The organism is Sphaerisporangium flaviroseum, assembly GCF_039537005.1.
Lineage (GTDB): Bacteria > Actinomycetota > Actinomycetes > Streptosporangiales > Streptosporangiaceae > Sphaerisporangium > Sphaerisporangium flaviroseum.
The window spans coordinates 472,594-490,568 of record NZ_BAAAZR010000008.1 but is presented as its reverse complement, the minus strand read 5'-3'; the positions used below and the strand labels follow the sequence as shown (position 1 = coordinate 490,568).

General features: G+C 65.4%; 8 protein-coding genes. 1 reads left to right on the top strand and 7 read right to left on the bottom strand.

Annotated elements, in window-relative coordinates; all coding sequences use genetic code 11:
• The first annotated feature begins 8 nt into the window (after window positions 1-8).
• On the top strand, window positions 9-701 hold the full coding sequence (locus tag ABD810_RS18480; RefSeq protein ID WP_344941242.1) for an ATP-binding protein: 693 nt from the start codon (window positions 9-11) through the stop codon (window positions 699-701).
• On the opposite strand, the gene ABD810_RS18475 is transcribed toward ABD810_RS18480, so the two are convergent.
• The 7 genes from ABD810_RS18475 to ABD810_RS18445 all read right to left on the bottom strand — a co-directional run bounded on the left by ABD810_RS18475 (window position 646) and on the right by ABD810_RS18445 (window position 17,954).
• The gene (locus ABD810_RS18475; protein WP_344941239.1) at window positions 646-1,167 is read right to left on the bottom strand and encodes a hypothetical protein; all 522 of its coding nucleotides are present in this window, start codon (window positions 1,165-1,167) and stop codon (window positions 646-648) included. The genes ABD810_RS18480 and ABD810_RS18475 overlap by 56 nt on opposite strands.
• Window positions 1,139-2,362, bottom strand: coding sequence for an McrC family protein (locus ABD810_RS18470; protein WP_344941236.1), 1,224 nt, complete (start codon window positions 2,360-2,362; stop codon window positions 1,139-1,141). The genes ABD810_RS18475 and ABD810_RS18470 overlap by 29 nt, the downstream gene beginning before the upstream one ends.
• Window positions 2,359-4,440, bottom strand: coding sequence for an McrB family protein (locus ABD810_RS18465; RefSeq protein WP_344941233.1), 2,082 nt, complete (start codon window positions 4,438-4,440; stop codon window positions 2,359-2,361). The genes ABD810_RS18470 and ABD810_RS18465 overlap by 4 nt, the downstream gene beginning before the upstream one ends.
• Window positions 4,441-4,508: 68 nt before the next feature.
• A complete protein-coding gene (locus tag ABD810_RS18460) occupies window positions 4,509-5,831 on the bottom strand; it encodes an HNH endonuclease signature motif containing protein (protein WP_344941230.1) in 1,323 nt (440 codons plus the stop codon).
• Window positions 5,828-9,946 carry an Eco57I restriction-modification methylase domain-containing protein gene (locus ABD810_RS18455; RefSeq protein ID WP_344941227.1) on the bottom strand — a complete coding sequence of 1,373 codons (4,119 nt, stop codon included), beginning with the start codon at window positions 9,944-9,946 and terminating at the stop codon, window positions 5,828-5,830. Before ABD810_RS18455 ends, ABD810_RS18460 begins: the two co-directional genes overlap by 4 nt.
• Entirely contained in the window at window positions 9,943-12,810 is a 2,868-nt protein-coding gene (locus tag ABD810_RS18450; protein WP_344941225.1) for a helicase-related protein, read from the bottom strand. The genes ABD810_RS18455 and ABD810_RS18450 overlap by 4 nt, the downstream gene beginning before the upstream one ends.
• The gene (locus ABD810_RS18445) at window positions 12,807-17,954 is read right to left on the bottom strand and encodes a DEAD/DEAH box helicase (protein ID WP_344941223.1); all 5,148 of its coding nucleotides are present in this window, start codon (window positions 17,952-17,954) and stop codon (window positions 12,807-12,809) included. The genes ABD810_RS18450 and ABD810_RS18445 overlap by 4 nt, the downstream gene beginning before the upstream one ends.
• Window positions 17,955-17,975: the final 21 nt, after the last annotated feature.

Sequence of the window (17,975 nt, the reverse complement as noted above, 5' to 3'; positions counted from 1 at the left end):
GCGTCGCCATGCGGTCCATCGACAACGATCCCCCGGAGTCCCAAGGCCACTGCGTTGAAAAGTTGAGCCCGCATGCGAGTGCCGGCGGAAAGCATGCCGCACCAGTGGAAAACGACGACATCCGCGTGCTGGTCAGAATCCTTCAACCCGGCTCGGCCGCACGACGCGCGCGTACCGTGGTCCGGGAAACGCTCCAACAAGCGGGGCTTGACGACGACGCCATCGCCGATGCCGAAGTCATCGTCGCGGAGCTGGCGGCGAACGCCGAGAAGCACGCACCCCAGCCGTACGAACTGCGCATTTTCAGCGTGGACGGGATCCCCACTTGGTGCGAGGTCGTCGACGGCGATCCCCAAATCCATGAGATCCACGCGGTCCTGAAGCGCCTCAACACGCCCGAAGGGAGCAGCCTGGACCTACTCGCTCTCGCGGACGGCGACCTGTTCACTGAGAACGGCCGTGGCCTTCTGATGGCGTACCAGCTCTCCCACGGCCGCTGCCGGGTCTACCCGACCACAGCCCTCGCGACCAAGACCCCCGGCAAGGCCGTCGCCTTCGCCCTCCCCATCCGCTCAGGCAGCCGCCTGGTCTTCCCGCCTCCGGCATCGGTAGCTGAGCAGCAGGGACCTGCTTCGCGAGTACGGCTCAACGCCTGGTCTGCGCCGACACCGGCCGGATGTTCGCCAGGTAGTCAGGAATGACGTCGGCGGGCTCACCGCTCACCGTGGCCAGCGCGTCGCGAAGAAGATGCGCATCCGCTTCAGCGAGCTCCAGCAATGGCCGCCGCAGGCGTATCGACCATGCGCCCGCTCGCTTGTCGGGGAAGGTCTCCAGCCGAGGCACCAGCGGAACGAGATCGACGCCGGTGAGATAAGGCGTGAGCTGCTCCACCTCGATCTCACAACCCCGCGTGAAGTCACGACCTGCGATGCTGACCGGCTCCTCGTAGGCGACGACATCGGAAACGACCTTCGCCAGACCGATCACCCGCGTACGATCTCGCGTCGGATTGTGCCAGCAACCTCGGGTGGTGAGCACGAAGAGCTCGTCCCCAACCTTGAGCTTATTCACCTCGCTGCGGCTCGTCGGAGGAAAGGCCATCCGGCCTTCCCGGAGCACCCAGGCGACAGCCTCGCGTTCACCGAGAATCAGCAGGTACGAGCTCACGATCGTCACCGTATCGAATAATTGATCCAGCAAGCCGATCGACGGTATCGAGCAGCTCGGCCGGCTGCAGGGTCAGGTCGATCGCGTGTTGCACGATTTCGATCCCTGCCCGGTGCACGACGTGCCGGTACGGCTCCGTCTCGCCTTTGGCGTAGACGAGGTGACCGCGCCGCAGGCCGAGCACGGTGCAGTAGGCGAGCATCTGGTAGAGGTCGCCATTGCTGCCATCAGGCCCGGTGATGATCTTGTATTTGCTGTCCACCACCGTCGCGGGTCGTTCGACTCCGTCGGAGCCAATGACATAGCGAACCAGGTCGGGACGGAGCGGCACCCATCTTCCCTCATCGAGATGGTGGCGCCGGTCCTGGAGGTCGGTGCGACCGCCGTACGAACGGAAGGCTTCGGACAGCGCCAAGCAGATGAAGTCCTCGAAGACCCGCCACATCTCGATCAGCACGCCGTCCACGCGCACGCTCGTACCGTCGTCGAGCTCGTACGACGCCCCGCGCAACACGAGCTCTGCGAGTCCCAGCGCGGTGTGATAGCGGGTGTTCAACCGGGTTGCCCGCCATTCCGGCAATGGTCTGCCTGGCGTCAGGATCGACACTCCTGCGAGCCGCGCAAGCACGTGCCGCAGCATCTTGCGGGTTGGAGCCGCGAGGCCAGGAAGCCGCAACAGCCGGGTCGTGGCCGCAAGAAGCAGCCGGTTCTCCGCGATGTCCACGGTGAACTCGTCGTAGCGCACCTCGACCGGGAGCGGCAGGCCGTACCGCCGCCGGATCTGGTCCGCCTCCCGGATCCGCCCGCGGACGACCTGCAGCGACTCCTCGACTTCGAGGTACCCCTGAAGGACTCCCTGCCGCAGCGCCCGGTCAGCGGCTCGGGCGTAGGCGTGCGCGAGTGCGGGAAGCAGGTCCGGATGCTCGCCGGCGTCGACCGCCTCCTGCCGCCATCCCTTCAGCGAACGGGCATAGCCGAGAAGGAAGAACAGCCGATCCATCGGCATCTTCGGCCTGATCCGGATCTCGACGCCGCCGATTGTCGCGGCACCCACATACCCGTTGTCGCGGATACGCCACAGCCCGGCTCGCGACCCGGGAGCGATCCGTACGACTTTTGCTGCAACAAGAGCAGCGGCCTCTTCGGCCGAGAGCTCAAAGTCCTGGGGTGGAGCGCCCTCGACAAGAGGGATCACGAGAGTTGCAGCCGTAGCGTCTCAAGCCCGTACCGCTCGGCCACATCGACACCGTCGCCGTAGTGGTGCTCTTCGAGCAGCGGGAGGATCTGAGTTCGCCAGACCCGCTCGAACCCTCTCGCGTCTTGGTAGATACGTGGCCGCATCAAATAGGACGGGCCGATCTTGAAGTCGCGATCCTCGATCCGGGCGTTCAGCTCATCGAGCAGCAGTGCCGCCTCCTCCGGAAGCTCTCGGCCAGCCAGCCAGCGACGGAGGACGTCTGCGGTGGGCTTCTCCTCCGGGTGCAGCTCCACGAACGCGAACCGCCGCCGCATAGCCGCGTCCACCAGGGCGATCGATCGATCGGCGGTGTTCATGGTGCCCAAAATAATCAGGTTCTTCGGTAGCGTGAACGGCTTCCCCGCCTCCTCCGCCGAGGAGTACAGCAGGTCGATGGCCTTGTCGCGATACTCCAGCAGGAAGTACAGCTCCCCGAAGATCTTGGCGAGATTGCCCCGGTTGATCTCATCGATGATGAGTACGAAAGGCTCCTCCGGACGTTGCCGGGCGGCGTCCACCAGCCGCAGCAGTGGACCAGGTAACGGCTTGAACGCGACCCCCTGCCCGTCGGCGCTCTGCACCGGCCGGAAGCCCTCGAAGAAGTCCTCGTAGGAGTACGCAGGATGGAACTGCACCAACTTCACGTTCTCCGGCTTGCCGCCGGCCAGGTGCTGGGCGAGATGCTGCCCGAGGAAGGTCTTCCCCGTTCCCGGGGGGCCGTACAGGATCAGTTGCGGACGGTCCCGGAGCAGTTCGACACACTCCTGGAGCCAATCCTGATCGACCAGTAGATCGGCCGCCAACTCCGCGGTGGCGTCCGGAAGCGCGAACTCGCGTGCAAGCGGTCGGTCCTGGCGAGGCTCGATGAGCCGCTCCAGGTCGTCGATGAACTCGGTTAGATCCAACACGTCGTGCTGTGTAGCCAGCTTGGCGGAGATCTCGTCCGGCAGATCATCGGCGAAGTCAAGCGGAGCATCCGCGTTCGCCCACTCGACCGGACGCTGCAGATTAGCCCGATTCTCCACACTCGCCCGGAACCCGGGCCCACCCCGGAGATAGCCGAGATAGACGTTCCCGCCGTCGTTACTGAGCACCAGGTCGTCCTCACGCATCCGGCTGAGGAACGCGAAGAACTCGGTCGTCTTCTTGAGCTTGTCGTTGTAGGACCCGTGAGCGTAGTCCTCATCGACGGCAACCTTGATCGCTTCTTGGGTGACTCCCGGTGGCAATTCACGAAGCTTGGAGGCGGGCAATGAGCAGTAGCCATCGGCCAGCCAGTCCTCCATCAGGCTGACACCCTGCACATTCGATCCGCGGATCAGCCAGGCTCTACGGGAGCGTTCAGCCGCTGCATCATCGTTATCAGGGTCGACCACGAGCTGGTGCATATCGGCTCCGGTAATCCGCCGCGCCGGCGACACCTGCCCGAGCACGATATGCAGGCCGTCGTCTTCGAGCAGCCGCTCCCAACGCTGCCGCAGCTCTCCGTCAGGATGCGCGGCGTCGGGCAGGCCACCGTCAGCGTCCAGTGCCCGATACCACCCATCGGGCCGCTCACCTTGGAGCAGAGCCACAAGACGACTCCCGTCCAAGCCAGTCTGCCCTGCGAGATCGCTTGCAGCCACCCAGCTTCCCTCGGGTACGGATTCGAGCAACCGTTTAGCCATCTCGAACGCCGCCCTGTGCTGCTCCCAATACTTGTAGCCGGCGTGATAAACCTCAGTGAATGACTGCACGTCGGAATGCTTACTGACAGCGATTCGGCCGAGCGGGGTCAGCTGCCATCGGCCATGCGCTTTTGTGACCCAGCCAGACTTCACGAGGCCGCCACTTTTGAATTGCAGAGCGAGCTCGGGGGTGTTGCTTTCGACGCCCCCCTGCTTCCACTGCTCCTCCACACCAGGCAGCCGGTCTCTGGTCACAGGCCACAACTGGGAGACAGGTAGCCCTTCGGGAGATTCGGCCAGCACCTGCGCAGCCTCGAAAAGGATCTTCCGGGTGAGTACCATCCGTGATGCCCCAGCCAGTGGATCCATGTTCACGGCCTCCCGTTATGAAAGCGATTAAAATAGTAGACGCGTCTACTTGTGCGGGGAATGCCGGACTAGAACTGCGGAGCCGTTAACAACTTTGGGTCTGCCGCCGTGACATCCGCCATCTCCGCATCCACCCACCATGCAAGGTGACGCTCACGCGCAGTCTTCCGCAGCTTCTCTCGAAGGATGTCCCGGCTTCGACCTCGAGTCTTGACAGCGTGACAATTAGGGCAGAGGGCAATCATCGTGTCGGGGTGATCCCTGCCACCCCTGGCGTAATCGTCAATATGATCTACGTCAAGGATCGGCCCGCCACCGACGGCGGTGTCCGACGGAAACCCAGGGTTCTCACAGTCAAAATTTTCACAGGAATCCTTACAACGTATTAGGACTGCCCGCCTGGCGGGCGAACTTCGTCGCCGGTCGGATGACTGATCCGAACCCATCCGCTGGCCAATACCCTGCCTGTCGTACTCCCCCGCAAGCTCGCACAGGTACCTATACTGCGCACGTTCGCTGCGGTGCAGGAAGCGGTCCCGCCCAAGACGGATGGGCAGGAGAATGGCGCGACCCATATTCACCGTGGGAAGTTCACTGAGCACCTCGACAGGAATATTCCCCATCAGATCAGACTTGGCCATCTGCCGAACCCGATCCAGCACGGTGCGGCACTCGTCCACCGCAGTCGAGTTCGCAAGAACGAATCGACGGTAACCGGCGCCACCGTACTGACTATCACAGCGCCAGTAAAGGTCCCACGTTTGGGCGTCCTCCCATTTGATCCCACCCGCGCGCCATCCCCACCTCCGAAGCCGACGTTCTGGGTGCTCCGAAAGGAGCCGAATCTCGGCAGTGAGCGCCAGCACACCTCTCATACCCCAGCCTACAAGGATGTGGCTATTACGCCGCTTATTATCCCAAAGAACTACTTCCAGAAGCTTTTCAGCGATATCTGCGAAGTGCGGGCCGAGGGCTCTCTCGCAGGGACACTTCAGCTGCTGGTCAAAAAGCACGCGGCCCTTGGCCGACACGACGGCGATGTCGATGGCACGGCCGCAACAGTGGGAGGTCTTCACCGCGACGCACGCTGCTGAGGACTTGAAGCGCAGCACGTCTCCTGCCCATATCACCGCCTCCTGCCGCAGATAGTTGATCAACCAGGTAGGCGGGCCAACATGCTGGGCGCCATCTCTCCGATATAGGGGGAGGTGCAGATGCCCATTCCTGTCCTCAGCTGGCCACACCAGCCAGGCCTCGGGCTCGTCCTCTTGTTCAGGCCAAAGCCCATCAGCACACAGCTCATCAAGCGTCGCCAAATCCGCTGGCTGTTCACCGGGCAGATAGGACGAGAGATCCGCCAACCCCTCCCCGTTGAGGATGATGAGCGTCATATGCTTCGCTCCGGGTGGCGGGGGCCGTGGCCGGGGGGCGGGTCCAGCGGGGTGTGGTACGGCTTCCGCCCGTCGATGGCATCCTGCATGGCGTCGTACATCTCCAGGATTGCCGACTTGGTGCGAGCGAATAACCCCGGCGTAACGTTCCGGAAGGCGCGGAAGGTGTCCATGATGTAGTCCGCATCGTCATGGGACACGCCGTAGAGATGGAAGTAAGCGGCGTCCAGTTCGGCTCGCAGCCAGAACCGGCGCTCCTCATCCCACCGGTACGGCGCGTCGTCATCGCCCTGATCGCGGGCGAACGCCTCTGTGCCGTAGGAGGTGTAGGTGAGCTCTAGCACGCGTGCTGTAACCCAGTCGCGCAGCCGCTCGCCGGGTTCCCAGAGGCATTCCCGCTCGTACTCGTCCGGCCCAATTACCGGAAGTTGACGAACGGTAAAGTACTTCAAATGGGTGCCACTACTCTTCTGCCGCACAACGTAATCCAGAGCAAAGGAAGACAGATTTCCTATAAGGCAAGCCGCAGGTCCTTTGTTAGGAAGCATCAATAGGGCAGTGTCAGGTGTGGCGGTGCGAGGCAGGACAGAAATTATCATGGTTCGAACGTCGGAACTGCGGCAGATGTCGCGCCAGCCGAGGAGCCAGCCCTTTGTCCAGTGCCGGGTCCGTCGGTCGCCGCTGACTACCTTCGGGGGACACAGCCGATTCTCGACTTCCTTTTCCGGCACCCAGTAGCGCGGGATCGTCACGTAGGAGGGGTCGTCCTTCTCGGCCGAGGAAGGCCGGGGAAGCGTGCCGACATTGGCTTGGGCCTCGGTCTGCCCTTCGTATGTGCCAAACCGATCGTCGAAGTGGTGAATCATCTTCGCTTCGTACAACGGAAGCAGTCGCTCACCGTCACGCGAAAGAGCGCTGCCTTCCAGTTTCCAACCCTCGGCGAGCATCGACTCCAGGATCTCGTGGTCTGCCGCGCTGGGACGGAATAGATCGGAGTCATTAGCCATGTGGAGCATCGCTCGGAACGACAAGTCCCAGGGGTTAATACCCTCTCCGCCGAGGTGCTCTCGCCAGAGCACAGGAACCCGGCGGTAGATACCAATGGTGATGTCGGCGTTCCGCTTGTGGTCGAAGACCGGGCATGTGCCGGTGTTGGGATTCAGCCGTATGATGTCATCAGGCGTGAGGGTGAACTGCCGGTCGGCGACCTGCGTCACCTGTCGCAGCCGGAAGGCCAGATCGATCCGCTCCTGAGGAGACCGACGGCCCGTCCCGGTCCAGAGGCAGAACCGGAACGAATGGTGAACGTTGGCGAAGAGCTTCTCCTCATTTTCGAAATCGTAGAGCGAGGCGAGCGTCTTGGTTGTCACCATGTCCTTGAAGAAGAACTGCGTGGTGGCGTCGGTCGCGATGCCTGTGGGTAGCACCATGCCCACTCGACCGTTCGGGGAGAGAATCGTCCGGCCCGTCTCGGCGAAGACGGCGTAGGTGTTGATGTCACCGCGACCCGTCAGCGGATAGCGGCCTGAGTCACGCAGCAGCAGCGCCCAACCGTCCGCCTGACGCAGCCCATTCGTGAACTCAGCGAAAAGCAGCCGGTCGACCTCATTCTCGCTGGTGGCAAGCGCCGCGATTGCCTCCTTCCGCGCTGCGGCGTTCTTCGCGTTCGCGACCGTCTCGTCTCTACCAGCGAAGAACTCCTTTTCCTGGATCTTCACCCGTTCCCAGGGGGGATTGCCAAGGACGCAGGTGAAACCGCCTTCCCAGCCGGTGTCCGGGTTGATATCCAGGCCGGAGCGGCCGACACGGAAGATTTCCGGGAACTCCAGGTGCCAGTGGAAGAAGCGGTACTGTTCGATCAGTAGCCGCAGTTCCTCGGCACGCTGTGGTACCAGAGAGGCACCGGCTTCCAGACTGCGGAGGGTGGCGCTGGTGATGGCTTCAGGAGCCTCGGCATGCTTGCGCCAGACGAACGCCGCACACCAGGCATGGGCGATCCGGCGAGCTCGCGTAAGGTCCTCAGAGCTCTCTAGTTCCTGAAACCGCCGCTCCTGTTCGCGGACGTCGGCGACACTGGAGACCGGGAGCGTGGCCAGACTTCGAGCCTGCTCAGCGAGCTTCTCATTGCCGGGCAGCTCAGCCTCGTCGAATAGCGACTCCTGCCCTCCTCGGAGTGCACTACCGGGTTCTCGTGAACCGCGCTGGACTTCCCGCGCGTTCTGCTTCTTCAGAGCACTCGCGAAGCTTCTGTCGTCGCCTTCGATGGGCTTGAATGCGGCGTCAGGGATACCGGCGGCGATGAGTCTCGGGGTGGTGCCAAGCAGGGCGTTGCCGACCTTGATGTGGGCGTCGAGGAAGGCGAGCGGCCGGCCAGGCTCCAGGGATTCGATCCAGAGGGAGACCTTGGCAAGCTCGGCCGCGAGGGGGTTGATGTCGACGCCGTAGATACACTTCGTGGCGACCTTGTGCATTGCCGCCCGTACAGCCGAAGGCACTGGCTCGTCCTCGCCCGTTGCCATTGCGGCGTACCGCTTCGCGATCCGGCGGGCGGCGGCGACCAAGAAGTGTCCAGAGCCACAGGCCGGGTCGCAGACGGTGATTCCCAGAAGATCGTCGGCGTTGCCGGACTTGGCGTGTTCGTTTATGACCGGGTTAAGCGCGGTGTCGAGCAGCGATTCGATGAGCGAGCTCGGCGTGTAGTACGACCCGGTGGTCTTTCGGTCGTTTCCCGAGACCTTGTCTCTCAGCTCGAAGTGCGGACCCATGCCGTTGGACGTGGCGTAAGGGACGAGTTCCAGGAGGGACTCGTAGATGCTGCCGAGCTCATCGGCCCCCAGGTGCTGGAAGTCGACGTCGCGCGGGCGGCCGTCCTTGTCCCGGACTGTGGACATCCTCCGAATACCGGTCAGCAGCGCCTCGTTGGAGAGGTCGCACCAGAGGAACTGGTCAGGCTGCGGCTCGTCGGTCAGTGTCCGAGTGGCATTCGCCGTACGGAAGAAGAGGCCGCCGAGACCTGGCAGACCGAGGGCGGGCAGCCCGTCGTCGTCTCCCAAGGCGGCGATGACCTTGGCAGTAGTGTTCCAGAGGTCCGTGTGCCTGTCGCCGGAACGCCGGACTGCGAGCCGACGCAGACGGCGGCTGGAGAAGTAGACGGCGTATCGTTCCGCGGCGTCCGGCGACGCTTTCGGGTCGAGCAGGGCCCCGCGGTCCTCGGCGACGCAGATGAAGATGAGCTGGTACACGAGGCGGAGCAGCTCGTGGTGGAAGTCTTCCCGGCGGAGCTTGCCGGATTCGAGCTGGTCGCGGAGCTTGGGGTTGGCGACAAGAAACCCGGTGCCGAGCGCTTCGAGGGCGTCCTTCACCCCGTTGCGCATCTGCTCTCGGGCCTGCACGCCGGTCTCGGCGGCGAACGCGCGCCACTTTTCCAGCCAGCAGTCGGCGCACGTGGGGGTCGAGTCGCCATCCGAGAGCAGCTCGAAGCGGGAGGCGTGTAGCAGCGTGTAGAGCAGTACGAAGTCCGAGTACATCTCGCCGTCGAAGATGGCTTCGAGGTCGAACTCGACGTATGCGGAGCCGACGAGCGCGGTGGAGTCGCGGAGGATGCGGAGCTGCCGGCCGTTGGAGAGCACGCCCCACAGGTGGTCGTCGGAAAGGTTGAGAAACTCCTGCAGCATCGACTGCGGGGCCCGCTTGGTGACACCGGCGGTGCCCTTGTCGAGCGGAGTGTTCCAGCCGAGGAGGTGCATGGGCACGCTGTGCCAGAGGTGCGAGATAGGGAATTCCTTCTCCCCCGCGCTGATGCTGCCGCGGTTGAACGGGACCCGGCCGAAGCCGAACTCGTTCAGGAGGATGAGCAGCCAGCGGTCCCGAGTGATCGACGTGGCAGGGTCACTCTCAGGAAGCTTGTCCACGCGCTCACGGAAGGCACGGTAGGCGCCGAGCAGGTACTCCCAACGGCGGGCCGCGGCATCACCGAGTCGTTCGGCCGCCGCGAGGTGATAGTCCTCGGATCGCATACCGGGAAGGTCCCGGTCGGCGGCAGCGATGCGGGAGAGCACGTCTTGCGGGATGAGGCTGCCCGCCACGTCGACGGCCAGGTATGCGACGTTCCTCATCGGGCACCACCGGCCGGGAGGTAGACGTAGACGCCGAGCACGTCAGCGGGGTGGTTGGCGGTCACCTTCAGTCCTCTCGTGCCCGCGCCGACGGCGCCGCGGACCCGCTGGTGGGATTCTGCGAGTTTTGTGGCGAGCGCGTCGCCGCGGATGCCCAGCTCGGCGGCGAACTCCAGGGACAGCTCCCGGCGAATACCACCGGTCTCCTCGTCCACGGTCTCGGTGACGAGCTCGGCGATGGCCCGTTCGGCTGTGCGCCGGACCAGTTCGGGCAGGGTGTTGGCGGGTCGCGCGGTGAGCAGTTCGTTCACCTCGTCGTCGGTCAACCATTCCCGCCCGTCGACTCCGCCGCGGTAGCCGACCACCTGGGCGTCCTCGGCGACCAGGGTGCGGGTTCCGGCACGACCCGGAAGGGTCACGTGGAAGCGATAGCGGACGAGGAGCAACGTGGTGCGTGCGCTCACGGAGTCCGTACGGATCACTCCGCAGCGGCGGGCCGGCCCTTCCGCGTCAAGCGCCGAGTCCAGGACCGTTCGGGCCAGGTTTCGGACCATCGGGTCGGTGCGGACCAGTGCGTGCGTGCCTACCGGGGCGGGGATGTCCGGGTGGAAGTCCAGGTTCGCGGTCTTGCCGTTGGTGGTGAGGCCGAGCGCGTGGCGTACGGAGACCGGGAACTGGCGGGTGTCGGCGTGGAAGCCGTCGGCACGAGGCTCGATGGTTGCCCCGAAGCCGGAGAGCGAGTCACGGGCAAAGCGCGATACGTCCGCGGAACTGCCGAGGGCAGCACGGATCTCCGCGACCTCCCGCTGCACCTCGTCGAGCTTGACGCCGGAGTGGGCGTATTTGGTGAGGGCCTTGGACTCGCGGTCGGCGGCGCTCTCCCAGGCCCGGTGTAACTGGTCTCGTGTCTTCGTCACGCCGAAGTCGAGATCGAGCTGGTCCTGGTTGTCCTCGTTCCGCAGGAGCAGGCCCTCGATCAGCGACTTCACCACGTCCTCACCGTTGGTCGGGACGGGTACGGCGACACCGGTCCGGCGGGCGATGGTGCGGTGCTTGCGGATGAGCACGTCAAGCACGACGCCGTCGATGCCGTTGTCCAGGCCGTAGAGGGTGACCGCGCGCACCAGGGGCCTGCGCTGGCCGAACCGGTCGACGCGGCCTTCACGCTGCTCGTGGCGCGTCGGGTTCCACGCCAGGTCGTAGTGGATGACCGCCTGGAAGCTCTCCTGGAGGTTGACGCCCTCGGACAGGCAATCCGTCGCGACCAGGACGTGCCTGCCGGGTTCCTCGGCCAATTCGCTGATGGCCTTCTGCCGCGCCTCCGGGGGGAGCTGCCCCGTGACGTGGCGGACGTGGGCCTTCTTGCCGAGTGCCTTGGCCAGGTGCTCGGCGACGTACTGGGCGGTGGGGATGAAGCGGCAGAACACGATCGGGTCGTAACCGTCGGCGAGCAGCGCCTTGACCTCGTCGATCAGCGCGGCCAGCTTGGCGTCGTCCTGCGCGCCCTCGATCTTGAGGAAGGCACGGGCCATGCGTCGCAGCCGTTCAGTGTCCGGCGACGTCGCGTGGTCCTCGTCTTCCTTCTCCGTGAGCGCGCCGGCGGCGGCGTCGAGGCCTTCGAGGGTTTCGTCGTCGGTGAGGTCGAGGACGCTGGACCGACCGAGCTCGTCGGCCTCGCTGTCGGTTTCGGCGGCGACGGTGGCCGAACGCGTCATCAGAGTCTCGGCAGCCGCCCGAGGGGACGATGCCACCGATCGCAGCATTGCCAGAGCGGACCACCAGGAGACCCGCTGGCGCAGGCCCGTGCCGGGCTTGCGGACGGTCTCCCGGGCGTAGGCGAGCACCTGGCGGGCGAGCTTGCCGTACTCGCCGGTGAGCGAGTACGAGACATCGCGGACCTGGCGGTCCTGCGGGAAGGGGGTCTCCTCGTCCAGGTAACGGCGGATGTCGCGGCGGCGGCGCTGGACGAAGTGCCGGGCAAGCGCTTCCCGGCCCTTGACGCTGTCGAGATCCACGGTGGCCAGCGCGGGGTCCAGCAGCGTGATGAGGTCGCGGAAGGCTTCCTCCTTGCCGCTGTGCGGCGTCGCGGTGACCAACAGCAGGTGCCGGAGCGGGTCGTCGGCGAGCCTTTGCAGCAGCCGGTAGCGGAGCTGGCTCTGCTTGCTGGACGACCCCGCTGAGACGCAGGTGTGGGCCTCGTCCACGATCACCAGGTCTGGGCAGGTCTGGACGAACCGCTGGTAGCGCCGGTCCGACTTGATGAAGTCGGTGGAGACCACGGTGATCGGATGCCGTTCGAAGATGGACTCGTCCAGCCGGAGTTCGCGCTCCAGTCGGGTCGCGGTGGAGGCCAGCACCAAAGTCGCCTCGATGGCGAACTTGTCGCGTAGCTCTGCCTGCCACTGCTCCGCCAGCGCGGGCGCGCAGAGCACCGTCAACCCGGACGCCTCGCCGCGTTCCAGCAGCTCCTTCGCGATCAGGCCCGCTTCGACGGTCTTTCCGATACCGACGTCGTCGCCAATGAGCAGTCTGACCGTGTCCATACGTAAGGCGAGCAGCAGCGGGACGAGTTGGTACTGGCGCGGCTCCACGGCGATGGAGGCCAGGGAGCGGAACGGCCCGGCCCCTGAGGTGAAACCGATCCGTAGTGCCGTACGCAGCAGGCCGGCCGCGACGCTGTCACCGACCTCGTCCGCCGTCGGAGGTGGGAAGGTCGCGTCGGTGACCTCGTCCGCGAACAGGCACGCCTCGAAATCGGTGTCACCGTTAAGAGGACGGACCCTAAGGAAGTGGTCATCGCTCCCGGGCTGGATGACCCACTCACGTCCACGGGCGGTGACGAGAGACCCCGCGGTGCGGCTCATCGGCTCCCCCTGCCGGCGCCGAAGACGCTCGGGTATCTGCGCACGATCTCGTCCCACTCCTCGTCGTGTCTGAATCGGATGACCAACCAGCCGAGATCCATCAGCCGGTCTTCTGCCTGCATGTCGCGCTCGCTCACATTCGGGAAATCGTGGTGCGGTCCGTCAACGAAGATCGCGACGTTTCCGGCCTGCGTTCGATAGAGGAAGTCGGGTTTGGCCTGGGCACCCGCGACGATCTCCTGAGCTCCGTCCGGTAGCCGGTAGTCGCGTTCGCGGAGGAAGTCGACGAAGCTTCGTTCCAGCTCGCTGTCGGCGGAGTCGCGGAGAGCGCCGACGTGCTCCTCGGCGGTCCGGTGGCCGCCCGACGGCTCGGTGTCCGATTCCGCCAGCTCGCGAAGGATCTTCACGACGCTGTGCCGGTCGATCTGCTCGTGCCACCACTGGTTGGTGTAGGAGAGCAGGCAGTCGTAACAGCCGCGCTCGCAGCGCTCGCGTGCTCCGGGAGCGTGGCCGCGATCCTCACCGGTCCCGGGATCGATATGGATGATGTCGAGAGCCTTGGCCGCGACCCGCCGGAGAGCACCACGCTCATCGTGGAGTCTGCGCAGCACACCGGCCCCGCCCTCGGCGCTCTCGATGAAAAGCATCCGCGCGCGCCCCCGCGTGTCGGGCAACGGCTCGCTGCTCAGTTCGGCATCCTCCAACTGGAACTCCGCCTCGATGCCACGCTCCAGCGCGTACCGCAGAGTGGTGGCGACGGACTCGTCGACCGGTTCGGCCAGCCGGATGACGCAGATGTTCTTCCGGTCCTCCACGAAGGGGACGACTTTGGTGATCCGCTGTGCCTTCTCCATGGAGATCAGGCCCGCGTCCTCCGGCGCCTGGTTGGCCGCGTCAGAGTCCTTCACCCACCGGCCCTTGACCGGGTCCAGCCAGTAGCCGATGTCGTTACGGTTCTTGCGCCCGCGACGGCCCTGATTGATGATGCGGACGGTCGCGGTATCACCGTAGATCAGCTCGGCCAGCGGACCGTCCGTCCCCTTGACGGCTGCCTTGAGACGGCCTGAACGACTTCCGTGGGTGCTGAAGCGGTAGCTCGTCCTCAGGTCGAAGCCGGCCTTGCGCCGCTCTTCCTCGTCGGAGGAGATCCTCTGCCGACGGATGGTGTGCACCGTCTGCAGGTGCATCAGGCCAGAGAGCGAACCGCCCAACTCGGCCCCGCACTCCTCGCACGCCTCGGTGCCTGCCTCGCGGTCGTGCCAGTAACCGCACTCCGCACAGATCCGCGCCTCGGCGGTGGCGACCTCTCCCGAGTCCCCGGCGGGCACCTGGATCTTGGCGACCTCGTACCGGCGACCCTCGTGGTAGATCAGTGCACCCGGTCCGAACTCGCCAATCGCGATGAACCGGGGACGCTGGATATAGCTGGCCTTCTTCCTCTCCCCCGGGATGTAGGCGGCCAGCGGAAGCCGCGGGAAGGAGTAGCCGGGCAGGAAGCCCTCGGAGGCGAAGTAGCGGTAGGTGTAGAAGTCGCTGAACTGCCGCTCGGTTTCCTCGTTCTTCAGCAGCCGAAGTTGGTTCTCCGCCTGGCGACGCCGCCCCTGGGCCTGATTGCGGGACTGCGGGGTCGCCGCGTGGTCCAGGACCCGGCGGTTCTGTTCGGCCTGCTCGGCGGTGGCCGCGCGGAACAGGTCCCGCCACCGGTCGCATGCAGAGTCGAATCCGGCGGCCGCGTTGCGGATGGTGTCCTCAACCCAGCCCTCGTACCACCAGGCGCTGTCGCCGAGGCTCTCCTTGGCCAGGAGATCGGCCACCATCTTCTTGGCCCGAGGGAGGGCGCGACGGAACGCCTGCTCGTCGTCCAACTGGAGCCGCAGGTTGGCGTGGATCGGCAGCTCATCCAGAAGCGAGACGTCGAGGACCTCAGGCATCCGGGAGTACAGCGAGGCTCCCGTCTCGGCAAGCCAGATGGCGTGCACATGAGAGCGGACGAGGTCTTCGTTGGTGAGGTCCAGCCGCGGCGGCTGAACGCGGCCGGCGACCATCTGCTCGGAACGCCGGAAGTAGTACTGGTCGTGCGGGCTGCCGGTGGAGCAGTAAGTGGTGATCAGCGCGGGCTGGCCGCTCCGTCCCGCGCGGCCTGAACGCTGGGCGTAGTTGGCCGGAGTGGGAGGGACGTTGCGCATCGCGACGGAGTTGAGGGTGGCGATGTCGACGCCCAGCTCCATCGTGGGCGAGCAGTACATCAGAGGCAGCGTGCCGTCACGGAAGCGTTTCTCGCGCTCTTGACGTACATCCGCCTGGACCTGGGCCGTGTGCTCGGCCGCGTGGATACCGGCCAGGTCCTTCGCGACGGTGGCGTAGAGCTCGCGGAAGAACTCGTTCACTCGGGCGCCGACCTCGGGGTCGACGGTCTTGCGCAGCGGATCGGAGGCTCCGGTCTTCCCATCGCCCGCCCGCCAGATCAGCTCGGAGGACTTGACCCGGTAGCCTCGTGCACCGTCTCGGGTCTGGTCCACCTGGACGAGCAGGCCGTACTTCTCCATGACCCAGAGCAGCTGGGTGATGATCAGCTGCGCGTCGTCGACGGAGATCTTGTGCGGGAAATGCGGGAAGGCGCCGGAGCGGCGCAGGTATCGGCCGAGCGCAGACCGGCCGGTGAAGTTGATACGTTCCCGGCTCTCTCCAGGACGCCCAGATTGAGCGAAGACGGTGGCGGCGCCGACCCTCCCCTCTGGATCGCCAAGCGCCCACACGCCGGTCAGGTGCTGCTCGGACTGGTTGAAGATCCGTTCGTATCCCTCCAGCGTGAGCACGTCCACGTCTACCGCGAGCGCGCGGCGCATCTCGTCGAGCACGATGCGGGCGAGTTCGGCGCGGTGGCCGGGTTCGTCGTCACGCAGGGCCGCGTGAGTCTGCTCCCAGAACTCGGTGTCGGCGGCGATCTCGTTCAGGGCGACGTAGTCGAACTTCAGAAGTCCGGTCTGTTCCAGGTTAGGCATGGTGATGCGCCAGCCCCGTGCAAGGTCGACGTAAATCAAGTAGGAAAGGGCCCCGCGTAGAGCCTTGAGCACGTGCTCTCGCTGGCCGAACTTCACGTCGGGGTTCTGGGCGTACGCGGTGAGCGGCAGGTCCAGCGCCTTGGCCACGCGCTGGGCCACGTCGTCGTGACGCAGGCCGTCGTCCCCGACCGTCGCGGCTGCCCGGTAGACGGCACCGCGCACCTGGGTCACCTGGACGAAGTCGTTGAGATGGCCCGCCTGAAGGCTCGCGTCCTGCCGGTTGTCGACGAACGTGAGCAGTTTGCGCGCCTTCTCGTCGAGGTTCTGCTGTTCGCGCAGGTTCCGGACGATGCTGGTACTGATGATCGACATGGCAGAGCTGCGGCCCTCGCTGGCGAAGGTCGCCAACTTGGCGAAGTCCTTGCCCCGGACCTGCTCATAGGAGACCCGGCAGCGCAGGCAGAAGCGGAAGGGCTCGCGGAAGTACCAAGCCCGCTGGCCTTCGCCCGCGGGGCTCTCACTGCCTCCGGGACCGATCCAAACTTCGCGCGGAAGGTAGTCCTTGTGGGTGACTCGGACCTGGCTGCCACCGTCCGCTGCCGTCTCCAGCCACGAGTCGGGGAGCCTGCCCGCGGCGACAGGGTCGGCGGGCCAGGGATGGTCGGAGCTAACGTACAGGTAGCCGTTGGCCGCCTCGCCGCCGGCCACGTTGGCCTCCTGGCGGGCACCGTAAGTGCCGTCCTTCCGCCGGGAGACCACCAGATAGTCCTGGCCGCACTCCCGGCAGAAGGCGAGCGGAAGCAGGATCTTCTCGCGGTGTCCGGGGACGCTCACCTGGTACTGGCTGGTGATGTACCGCTCGTCTTCGGGTTCCAGGCTGACGTAGGCGGTATCTCCCTTGGACAGGAACTGGTGCAGACGGAAAGCGAAGAGCGGCCTGGCGGTCTCCGGATGCCGTGCTCGGGCTCCCTCCTGGAGGACCTTCTCGATGACCTCGGCGCATTCGTCCACCGGCCGCCCAGTGAGCTCACCCAGGGTCGTGGACGCCTCGGCGACCCTGGTGGGCTTCTGGCGGATCAGCCGCTCGCTGCCCTGCTCCCTGGTCAGGCCGAACTCCGACTCGATCCAGCTCGCCAGCGGATCTTTCGCCAGTTCCAAATACAACCGGCCAGCACCCGCATTCTTCATCGACGCTACGAGCTCGGCCTTGCCTGGCTGCTTGTCGGCGGTCGCACGGACGAGCGTCTCACCGATCACCCGGTCGGGAGCGACATCGATGCCGAAGAGCCTGGTGCCCACCCCGGCGATGACGTCCTGCGCCTCGGCGAACGTCTCGGTGGTGGCCATGGTGGCCGAGGTTCCGACGCACTGCAGATCAGGGGCCATGCAGGCGTCACGTAGGCGCCTGACGAGAAGACTGACGTCGGCACCCTGGCGGCCTCGGTAGGTGTGCAGTTCGTCGAGAACGAGAAAGCGCAAGCCCTGTGCGGCGCCGATCAGATCCCTGCGCTCGGCGGGCCTGGTCAGCAGGTATTCGAGCATCACGTAGTTGGTGAGCAGGATGTCGGGCTTGCGGGCGAGGATCCGGGCGCGCGTTTGCTCGTCTTCCTGCCCGGTGTAGCGCTCGAAGCTGACCTGCCGGCTGCCCCTGGGCAACCCCCAATGCAGGTAACGGGTGAGCTCCTCCAGCTGGCTATTGGCCAACGCGTTCATCGGGTAGACGACGATCGCCTTGACCCGCCCCGGCGCGGGATCGCGCAGGATCGAGTCGACGATCGGCACCATGTAGGCAAGGCTCTTGCCCGAGCCCGTTCCGGTGGTGAGCACATAGCTACGGCCATCGCGAGCGGCCTCGACGGCTTCCCGCTGGTGCTGGTGGAGGGTGATCGTCCGCGTGCCGGGGTCGTTCTCGTTCGCCTTGGGACGGAAGAACTGCTCGCAGGCAGGGTGGAGCACGCCTTGCGCGATCAGCTCGGTGATGGTGCCGCCACCGGCGAAGCTCGGGTTGAGGGAGACCCACGGATATGGCCAGCGCACCCGTGCTTCCCGCTCGTCTCTCAGGTACGCGGCGATACGCGGGTCACGAACGCTCACCAGTGACGTCGTGAACTCGTCGTAGTCGGTGATGAGCTGTTCATGCACCTGAAAGACATCCATCCCCTA

Excerpts from the sequence above, each read along its gene's own strand:
- ABD810_RS18480 (WP_344941242.1), top strand. The coding sequence starts at position 9 with ATGCGGTCCATCGACAACGATCCCCCGGAGTCCCAAGGCCACTGCGTT.
- ABD810_RS18465 (WP_344941233.1), bottom strand. The coding sequence starts at position 4,440 with ATGGATCCACTGGCTGGGGCATCACGGATGGTACTCACCCGGAAGATC.
- ABD810_RS18460 (WP_344941230.1), bottom strand. The coding sequence starts at position 5,831 with ATGACGCTCATCATCCTCAACGGGGAGGGGTTGGCGGATCTCTCGTCC.
- ABD810_RS18455 (WP_344941227.1), bottom strand. The coding sequence starts at position 9,946 with ATGAGGAACGTCGCATACCTGGCCGTCGACGTGGCGGGCAGCCTCATC.
- ABD810_RS18450 (WP_344941225.1), bottom strand. The coding sequence starts at position 12,810 with ATGAGCCGCACCGCGGGGTCTCTCGTCACCGCCCGTGGACGTGAGTGG.